General features: G+C 73.8%; 7 protein-coding genes. 1 reads left to right on the plus strand and 6 read right to left on the minus strand.

What is annotated here, in order from left to right; all coding sequences use genetic code 11:
• Positions 1-173 precede the first annotated feature (173 nt).
• The 6 genes from OG2516_RS18560 to OG2516_RS18585 all read right to left on the minus strand — a co-directional run bounded on the left by OG2516_RS18560 (position 174) and on the right by OG2516_RS18585 (position 6,805).
• Entirely contained in the window at positions 174-1,283 is a 1,110-nt protein-coding gene (locus tag OG2516_RS18560; RefSeq protein ID WP_007257304.1) for a CAP domain-containing protein, read from the minus strand.
• A 178-nt stretch (positions 1,284-1,461) separates the two neighbouring features.
• Positions 1,462-2,442, minus strand: a complete 981-nt coding sequence (locus OG2516_RS18565) for a hypothetical protein (protein WP_007257305.1) — start codon at positions 2,440-2,442, stop codon at positions 1,462-1,464.
• A complete protein-coding gene (locus tag OG2516_RS18570; RefSeq protein ID WP_007257306.1) occupies positions 2,443-3,399 on the minus strand; it encodes a glycosyltransferase family 2 protein in 957 nt (318 codons plus the stop codon).
• Positions 3,396-3,932 carry a hypothetical protein gene (locus tag OG2516_RS18575; protein WP_007257307.1) on the minus strand — a complete coding sequence of 179 codons (537 nt, stop codon included), beginning with the start codon at positions 3,930-3,932 and terminating at the stop codon, positions 3,396-3,398. Before OG2516_RS18575 ends, OG2516_RS18570 begins: the two co-directional genes overlap by 4 nt.
• Positions 3,904-5,730, minus strand: a complete 1,827-nt coding sequence (locus OG2516_RS18580) for a glycosyltransferase (protein WP_007257308.1) — start codon at positions 5,728-5,730, stop codon at positions 3,904-3,906. The genes OG2516_RS18575 and OG2516_RS18580 overlap by 29 nt, the downstream gene beginning before the upstream one ends.
• On the minus strand, positions 5,723-6,805 hold the full coding sequence (locus OG2516_RS18585) for a hypothetical protein (protein ID WP_007257309.1): 1,083 nt from the start codon (positions 6,803-6,805) through the stop codon (positions 5,723-5,725). Before OG2516_RS18585 ends, OG2516_RS18580 begins: the two co-directional genes overlap by 8 nt.
• Before the next feature lie 266 nt (positions 6,806-7,071).
• On the opposite strand from OG2516_RS18585, the gene OG2516_RS18590 reads away from it, so the two are divergent.
• On the plus strand, positions 7,072-9,060 hold the full coding sequence (locus OG2516_RS18590; RefSeq protein WP_007257310.1) for a polysaccharide biosynthesis protein: 1,989 nt from the start codon (positions 7,072-7,074) through the stop codon (positions 9,058-9,060).
• The last annotated feature ends 21 nt before the right edge of the window (positions 9,061-9,081 follow it).

Genomic DNA, 9,081 nt, shown 5'->3' on the forward strand with positions numbered 1-9,081 from the left:
GCCCCCCCGGGGCGGCGCTTCTGGCGATGTCGTCTCCGATCCGGCGCCGTGGGGGCCTTGAAGAGGTCGCGCGGTGCGGAGCCGCGCCCCGGCGGGCCGGCGCTGCCCGGGGTGGGGGCGTGGCAGGCCGGGCTGAAGCCCGGCCTACGGTCAGGTCAGCCGCTCCGACCGGATCAGAAGATGTCGATGTCGCTGGCGAGGCCGCGGGTGCTGTCGACGCCCTGGAGCGTCAGCACGTCGCCGCCGCCGAAGTCGAACTCGACATTCCCGTCGACCACGTCGGCGAACCGGTTGACGACCTGGCGGGCGGAGAGGTTGCCCTCCCAGAGGTTGTCGTCGAGCCGGATCTCGTCCTTGCCGGAGAAGTCGCGGATCTTGTCGCGGTCGTAGCCGTCGCGGAACACGAAGCTGTCGGCGCCGCTGCCGCCCTTGAGCTTGTCGTTGCCCGACCCGCCGTCGAGCTTGTCGTCGCCGCGCTGGCCGTAGAGCTTGTCGTTGCCGGACTCGCCCTTGAGCTTGTCCCTGCCGTCGCCGCCCTTGAGGGTGTCTTTGCCCCGGCCGCCCTCGAGGCGGTCGTTGCCGTCCTGGCCGTAGAGCTTGTCGCGGCCGTTGCCGCCGTCGATCTTGTCGCGGCCGTCGCCGCCCTTGATCTTGTCGCGGCCGTCGCCGCCGTCGATCTTGTCGCGGCCGCTGCCGCCGTCGATGCGGTCGTTGCCGTCCTTGCCCTTGATGCGGTCGTTGCCGCCCTTGCCCTTGATGGTGTCGTTGCCGTCCTCGCCGCTGAGGCGGTTGCCGCGGCCGTTGCCCTGCAGGTCGAGCTTGCCCTCGCCGCTGGTGCGGCCGAAATTCTCGGTGGCCATCATCGTCTTGGCGACGCGGCCGCCGCCGAAGTCGAAATTGCCGATCTTGATGCCGATGCCGGCGTACTCGAAATCGGGATGCAGCAGCTCGGCCTTGTGGGCGGGGCTGTCCATGAGGTTCTCGTGCAGGCGGCGGACGTCGTCCTTGAGGCCGGCCTTGCCGCCGATGGTCACCGCGCCGAGGTTCTCGCCGGTGTGCCAGCTGCCGTCCATGTCGAAGCCGGCCTTGCGCATCCGGTCGCTGGAGCTGGTGCCGTTGACGCCGGTGTGGGAGAAGACGTCGGTCTTCAGCATCCACTCGGAGTGCTTGTCGGCGGACTTGTTCAGGTTCTGCTCGAGGACGAGCTCGTCGATCCCGCGCTTGCTGCGTTCCTTGTTGATCAGCTTCAGCAGGTAGCGCTCAAGGGAAGTAGCCAGGCTCATGTCGGTTCGGTCCAATCTCGTCGTTGTCGGCCATGGGGTCTGGCAAAGACGAAAGCCGCTTGCCACCCTGCGAGCAGTGCCGGCAGACCTTGGCGCCGCCGAAGCAGAACCGGGGCGAAAGTGGGGAAATGATGAAAATGCTTCTGTCGGCCGCCGGCGGCGCGGCCGTGCCGCAACGTCAGATCGGGCGCAGCCGCTCGTAGGTCTCGCGCAGCCACGCCTCGCCCGGAAGCGCCAGGCGGAGGTCGTTTTCGACCCGCCCGAGGGCCGTGGCGAGGGCGGTGCGATCGGCCTCGGCGCGGGCGAGCTGGGCGAGGGCGAGCTCGGCCAGCGCGGCGCCGCGATCGCCAATTGACACAGCCCCGAACAGGCGCCCGGCGAGGTCGTCGCGCGCGGTGAGGGCGGCCCGCGCCTGCGCGCCGAGCCGGCCCCAGGCGGCGGTCGCGGCGGCGAGCGCGGCCCGGGTTTCGGCGGCGCGCATCAGCAGCAGTTCGTCGCCCAGGTGGGGCGGTGGCGGGGCGTCGTCGGAGAGGCCTTCGAGCAGCGGCAAAACGTCGCTGGCGGGGGGCGCCGCGAGCAGCACCGGATCGTCGAAAACGGCGACATGCCGGGCGGCAGAAATCCGCGACCGATAGGCGGCGGCCTGCTCATCTTCTGCAGCAGCTGCGGCAAAGGGCACGAGCCGCGCCGGGTCGGGGCGCAGCGTGGCGGCCGATTCGACCCCGATGCGGGCGGAATCGGGCGCGGGCAGGGCGGCGTCGCCCGCCAGCCGCCAGGCCTGGGCGAGGACGAAGAGCGTCTCCGGGGCGGCCTGCGCCATCCGGGCGCGCAGCGCGGCGAGGGGGCCGGGGCGGAGCCGGGCGCCGGCGGGGACCAGCAGCGCCGGGTGGCGGGCCTCGGCGGCGGCGGCGGCCTGCATCTCGCTCAGCGGCGTGCCGGGCGGGACCACGTGGCGCACCAGCCCCGCGCGCCAGCCGCCGCGGTCGGCGAAGCGGTCGAGCACCGGGTGCGGCCCGGCCTGCACCAGCACCACCTGGTCGTCCTCGCGCAGCCCGTCGGCGAGGCTGGCGAGGCCGCTCCAGAGGGGGGCGTCGGCCTCGGCGAGGCTGGCGGAGGCGGGGGCGGGGATGGCGAGCAGGAAGCTCAGCGGCATGGTCATCTAGAGGGCTCCCATCAGGGTCAGCCGCAGCCCCAGCACCGGGTCGGCGCGGGCGATCCGGGCGAGGCCGGCGGCATCGATGTGGCGGCGCACGAAGTGGCCCGTGCGCCGGTCGAAGCGGGGGTGCAGCTCGGGGCGCATGTTGGCGCGCACCCAAGCGAGGAAGTGGCTGGCGAAGCGCAGGTAGGGCAGGGCGAGCGGGGCCTCGGGCACCAGCCGCGCCGCGAGCCGCTCGAGGGGGACGAAGGCGGCGAGCCGCTCGATCCCGGTGCGGTTGGTGAGCCGGCCGCCGCGGGCGGCGAAATGGTGCATCACGGCGGGGCGGTCGGCGGCCAGGACAGTCTCTGCATCGGCGTAACTCGCCCAGTGCAGCTCGATGTCGTTGTGCACCATCGTCTCCGAGCAGACGAGGCCGTGGGCGCGCAGGAAGTCGGTGCGGTAGATCTTGTTCCAGGGGTAGTTGGCGGTCTGGGCGAGGGCGGCGCGCTGGCGGGTGTCGAGCGGGCCGGCGAGCGCCCCCGCCGACAGGCCCGCCCCGGCCCAGAGCATCTCGTCCTGCGCCGGCATCCCCCAGGCCCCGCGCCAGGACAGGCCGCTCTCGGCGTGGCGGAAGTGGCAGAAATCGTAGGCGCGGCCGCGCAGGTCGGCCCAGAGGCGGGGCAGGGCGGGGGTTACGAGGTCGTCGGCGTCGACGTAGAGCAGGTGGCTGGCGCGCACCGAGGCGAGGGCGCGGTTGCGCGCCGCGCCGGCGCCCCGGGGGCGGGGCTGGCGCAGCAGGGTGAGCGGCAGCCCGCGCGCGGCGCGGCGCAGGGGCGCCGGCGCGAGCGGCGGGTCGGAGGCGTCGTCGACCACCACCGCCTCGGCGACGCAGCCCGTCGCGGCGGCCCCCGCCAGCAGCCGGGCCAGCCCGGCATGATCGTTGCGCGCCGGGACGACGAGGGCGAGGCTGTCGCTCACAGGGAGAACAGCCGCAGATCATGCAGGCTTAGGGTCACATCAGCCAGCGGCAGGAACAGGACGAGCTCGCGGAAGCCGGCGCGCTCGGGGATGTCGGTGCGCTCGGCGACAAAGAGCGCGTCGACATGGGTGGCGCTCTCGGGGCGCAGCATCACGGAGCGCTCGAAGAAGGCGTCGGTGAAGCCCTCCGCCTGCCCCGAGCGCAACGCGGCGCGCAGCAGCAGCGGCCGGGGCGCCGCGCCGCGCAGGGCGAAGCCGACCAGCCCGCGCCCGGCGAGCGAGGGCAGGGGGAAGCCCACATGGAGGGCGAACCAGCCGCCGGGGCCGGTGGGGCGGGCGACGAGGTCGAGCAGGCGGCCCCGCGGCGAGCGCCAGGTGCCCTCGGGGGCGAGGGACGGGTCGGCATGGAGCCAGATCTTGGGCCCGAGGCGCAGGTCGGGCGCGTCGAGGGCGCCGCCGCGCTCGGCCCGGCGCAGCCGCGCGAGGCAGAGGTTGGCGGAGGTCTCAGGCGGTATCCGGACTCGGCGCAGCATCCTGCCCTTTCGGCTCGGCATCGGGTCCGGGCAGCTTCGGCAGGCCGAGCGCCCCTGTCCAGAAGGCATCGTCGGTGAGGCGCGGATAGCCCGCCTGCCAGTCGCGGCGCAGCGCGTCGCGGCGCCAGGCCAGGCGCACCAGCAGCCGCGTCAGCCGCCAGCCCTCGCGGAAGGCGGCGCGCTTGGAGTGGCGCACGGTGTAGGCGCGCGCGCCGTCGCGCACGGTCAATTCGGACGCGCCCCAGACCTTGCGGATCCGGCCGCGCTGGGTGGCGTCGAGGGTGATGCGGTTGCCGAAGCGCGAGAAGAACGGGACGAGGTGGCCGTTGAAGGTCAGCTTGAGCAGCAGCCGCAGGCTCCGGTGGCCCGGCGGCAGGCGGATCTCGTCGGGCCGGCGCGGGCCCGCGGCGGGGGCGAACGCCTCAGCTCGGCGTAGCGCGGCGAGGTCGGCGCGGCGCCCGGCGAGGTCGGCGGTGGCGGCGAAGTGGTCGGGGCCGGCGAGCACGTCCTCGACGGCGAGGTTGATCGCGGCGAGGGTCTCGTAGTGCATCCTGAGAAGGTTGCGCGCGTAGAACCAGGCGGGCAGGCGCAGCAGCTTCCAGCGGGGGATGTCGAGGCCGGGCAGGCTCAGGTGGTGGGCGAGGTGGCTGCGCAGGTCGAGATACCAGGTCAGCGGGCTTTCCTTGCCGGTGAAGCCGTCCTGGAACGAGGCGACGCCGTTGAGGGTCACGTGGGTGAAGTCGTGCACCAGCGAGAAGCTCACGTCGTCGCCGCGCACGAAGAACGGGAACGGCAGGTGGCGCACCGGGGCGATCGGGAAGGCGAAGAACCACCAGCCGCCGTAGAAGTGCGCCGGGGCCGGGCCGGCGGCGGCGTGCTCCATCTCGGCGAGCTCGTCCCAGTCGGTGAGGTCGGTGTCGTGGGCGATCGGGTGGCAGCCGCCGTGGAAGGTGGCGCCGTTCTCCCAGAGCCGGGTCGGGCGGTCGGCGGTGATCATCGCCCCCGAGACCGCGGTGGCCGGGTCGCGCACATAGGCGAGGAAGGTCCAGGTGCGGGCGATCGAGTCCATGTGGACGGCGGCGTCGTCGTCCATGAACAGGCAATGGCTGGCGCCGCGCCCGCGCGCCTCGATCAGCCCGCGCGCGAAGCCGCCGGCGCCGCCGAAATTGCGGTTGGTGACGGGGGTGACCGTCTCCGAGGCGGGGATCTCGGCGGTGCCGCCATTGTCGACGACGACCAGGTGCAGCCGCCCGGCGTAGGCGGGATGGGCGGCGAGGAAGCCGGTGAAGCGCGCCACCGAGCGCGCCACGGCGGCCTCGCGGCGGAAGGTGGTGATCGCGAGCGTCAGGCGCGGGTCGCGGCGCGGGGCGTCGGCGGTGAGCCAGTCGACGGCGGTGATCGTGGCGGCGGTCTCGGCGGCGAGGTCGAGGATCAGCAGGCGGCGGTCGTCGGGCTCGTCGGCGAGCAGGTCGGCGAGGTCGAGTTCGACGGGCAGGTCGACCTCCTCGCGGCGCACCCGCGCGGGGCGCCCGCCGGGGCGGGCAACCTCGAGCGCGAGCGTCACCCGGCCGCTGCCGCCGATCCGCAGCCGCAGGCTGGCGAGGCCGCAGCATCGCCGCCAGCGGCCGAGGGCGAAGAGGTTGGCGTAGGTGTCGAAGCGCACGCCGCCGCCGGGGCCGAGGCGCAGGTCGGGGCCGGCGAAGCGGGCCGCGCCCCGGCGGCGCACGTAGAGGCCGGCCTCGGTGCAGAGGCCCTCTTCGGGCCGCATCAGGGACTGGATCGGCGTCAGCTCAGCCACCCGCGCCCGCCTCCGCCCCGGCCTTCTGCCGCGCCTCCTTCTCGGCGCGCCGGGCCTTCTTGCGCGCCCGCCGGGCCGCGCGCTCGGCGTCGTCGCGCCGCGCCAGCACCTTGCGCGCCATCAGCTCGCTGAGCAGCGGCGCGACGAGGGTCTGCATCAGCACCTCCGGATCGCGCGGCAGCGCCAGCGGCACGCCGCGCCGGTAGACGGGGCGGTCGAAGAACAGCGCGTCGCGCCCGAAGTAACGCCGCGCCACCGCGCGGTTGCCCGCGGCGTAGCGGCGCGTCACCCGCAGCCGCTGCAGCGGCCCCATGACCCGCTCGCTCTGCCGCCCGGTGTTGCCGAGGGTCTCGCGGTCGACGGTCTCGCAGGCGCGGATCAGCGCGTTCCGGAGCCGGGGCGGGGCCTCGTCGAGGGGCAGGTGGCGCATGAACTCGGCCATCGCGGGCGAGCGCGAGGTGTTGACGTGGGGCGGCTCGCTGAGCCCGTCGCGGGGCAGGCCGATCCGGTCGCAGAGCGCGGCGACGGGGCCCTCGGGCATCTGGCCGGATTCGAACACCAGCGGCAGCACGTTGTCGGCCCCGAACAGCGCCTCGAGCTGGCCGAGGTGGCGGTCGTAGTCGATCCAGTGGAACTCCTCGCGCCGGCGCAGGAACTCGCGGAACGAGGCGTGGGCGAGGGAGGGGTTCCACTGCCACTTGATGTTCTGGAAGAACCAGCTCTCGAGCCAGGTGTCCTGCCGGCGCAGGGCGTAGACGACGCGCACGTCGAAATGCGCCCTGAAGCCCGCGAGCGGCGCGAGGTCGGGGTGCAGGCTGACGTCCTCGTCGCTCAGGATCACCGAGTGGATCTCGCCCGCCGCGGCGTCGGCCTCGGCGTCGATCTCGGCGGCGAGGGTGGCGGTGTCGGTCTCGCCGGCGAACAGGCGGGTCATCTGGGCGTCGTGGCGGCGCGCGCCGAACGGGTAGAGCCAGCCCCGGGCCGCGAGCGCGTCGCGGTTGGCGGCGAGGAACGTCTGGCTGGACGTGGTCGCCGTCCGGTGCGCACCGATGTGGAGGTAGAGCGTGCGGGGCATCGGCCGATCTTTCGGGCGGTTCTTGCGGGCGGTTCTCGCGGGCGGCGCGGCGGGGCCAGACCGGCTGTCTCCCTAATGCGCGGCCCCCGATTGTGCAACGCGCGCCCCCCGCCGCGCGCTTGCCGCGGGGGCGGGGCGTGGCAGGAGTGCCGCGCTCGCGGCGGCGGCGGCGGCGGGCGGATGGATCTCGCGCCCCCCGCCGGGTAGAGTCCGCCATCCACGCGCGCGGGCGGTCCCCCGCGCGAGAGGGCGAGGGGACAGGCCACATGGCGCCGGACAGCAAGCGGCCCGAGAGCAGCGCGACGACCACCGCCGGGCGCCGTGCGCCGCCGGCGCGGGGCGGGCCGGTGAGCGGCGCGCTCTACCGGGTGCTGGTGCGGCTGACGCGGCTGCAGAAGCAGCTCGTGCTGCTGGCGACGGACCTGGCGCTGATCCCGCTGTCGCTGCTGCTGGCGCTGGTGATCGACAACAGCGAGTCCGGCCTGCGGCTGCTGGTGGAGCGGCCCGCCGAGCTCTGGGGCATGGTGGCGCTGATGGTCTCGTTCGGGGCCTTCTTCTCGCACCTGCTCGACCTGCACCGGATCCAGCTCAAGGCCTACGAGCAGCAGGCGGTGCTGCGCACGGTGGTGTTCGCGCTGCTGGTGGGCTTCTCGCTGGGGCTGATCGGGCCGATGCTGTTTCCGCACATGCTGCCGACCTCCACGGCGGTGATCTTCACCATGTGCTTCACCATCGCCTCGGTGACCCTGCGCTTCACCCTGCGCAACGTGCTGATCGACGTCTACCGGCGCGGCTCGAACCGCAAGCGGGTGCTGATCTACGGCGCCGGCCAGACCGGGGTGCAGCTCGCCAACGCGCTGCGCACCGACGACGCGCTCGAGCCGGTGGCCTTCGTCGACGACAACCCGACCCTGCAGCGGCTGATGGTGGCCGGGCTGCCGGTGCTCGCGCCGGCGCGGCTCGAGGAGGTGATCCGCGAGCGCGGCATCGACCGCGTGGTGCTCGCGATGCCCTCGATCAGCCGCCCCAAGCAGGCGCAGCTGGCGCGCAAGCTCACCGCCGCGGGGGCCGAGGTGCGCACGCTGCCCTCCTTCGCCACCCTCGTCGGCGACGGCGCCCTCAAGGACCGGATCCAGCCGGTGGATCCGGGCGCCTATCTCGGCCGCAAGGGGCTCGAGCGCGACATGGGCGAGCAGTCCAGGCTCTACCGCGGCAAGACCATCCTGATCTCCGGCGCCGGCGGCTCGATCGGCTCGGAGCTGTGCCGGCAGGTGCTGGCCTGCGGGCCGAAGCGGCTGGTGCTGTTCGAGATCAGCGAGCTGGCGCTCTACAAGGTCGAGCGCGAGCTGGCCGAGCTCGCCTCGGCGAAGGTGCGGCTGGTGCCGGTGCTCGGCTCGGTGACCGACGCCGGGCTGGTGGCGCGGGCGCTCGCCGAGCACAAGGTCGACATCGTGCTCCACGCGGCGGCCTACAAGCACGTGCCGATGGTCGAGGACAACCCGCTCTCGGGGCTGATGAACAACGTGTTCGGCACCAGGGTGCTCGCCGAGGCGGCGCGCGAGGCGGGGGTGTCGCACTTCGTGCTGGTCTCCACCGACAAGGCGGTGCGGCCGACCAACGTGATGGGCGCCTCCAAGCGGCTCGCCGAGCTGATCGTGCAGGATCTCGCCAGCCGCTCGCAGACCACGCGCTTCGCGATGGTGCGCTTCGGCAACGTGCTCGGCTCGTCGGGCTCGGTGATCCCGCTGTTCACCGAGCAGATCGGGCGGGGCGGCCCCGTCACCGTCACCCACCGCGAGGTGACGCGCTACTTCATGACCGTGGGCGAGGCGGCCCGGCTGGTGCTGATCGCCGGCAGCTTCACCGAGGGCGGCGACGTGTTCGTGCTCGACATGGGCCAGCCGATCCCGATCATGAAGCTGGCGCGCGACATGATCGAGGCCGCCGGCTACACGGTGCGCGACGAGGCCAACCCCGACGGCGACATCGAGATCCAGGTGACGGGGCTCAGGCCGGGCGAGAAGATGCACGAGGAGCTGCTGATCGGCGCGCAGATGCTCGGCACCCACCATCCCAAGATCCTGCGCGCCCTCGAGGGCCGGCTGAGCGAGCTCGAGATGGCCACCGCCCTCAAGGCCCTGCGCGGCGCCATCGACGCCGGCGACCCCGCCGCCGCCCGCGAGGCCGTCCGCCGCTGGGTCGACGGCTACACGCCCTACGAAGAGGCCGAGGCCGCGGGGGCGGACGCGGTTTGAGGACGTCGGGGGCGGGGGTGC

The organism is Oceanicola granulosus HTCC2516, assembly GCF_000153305.1.
GTDB classification, from domain to species: Bacteria; Pseudomonadota; Alphaproteobacteria; order Rhodobacterales; family Rhodobacteraceae; genus Oceanicola; species Oceanicola granulosus.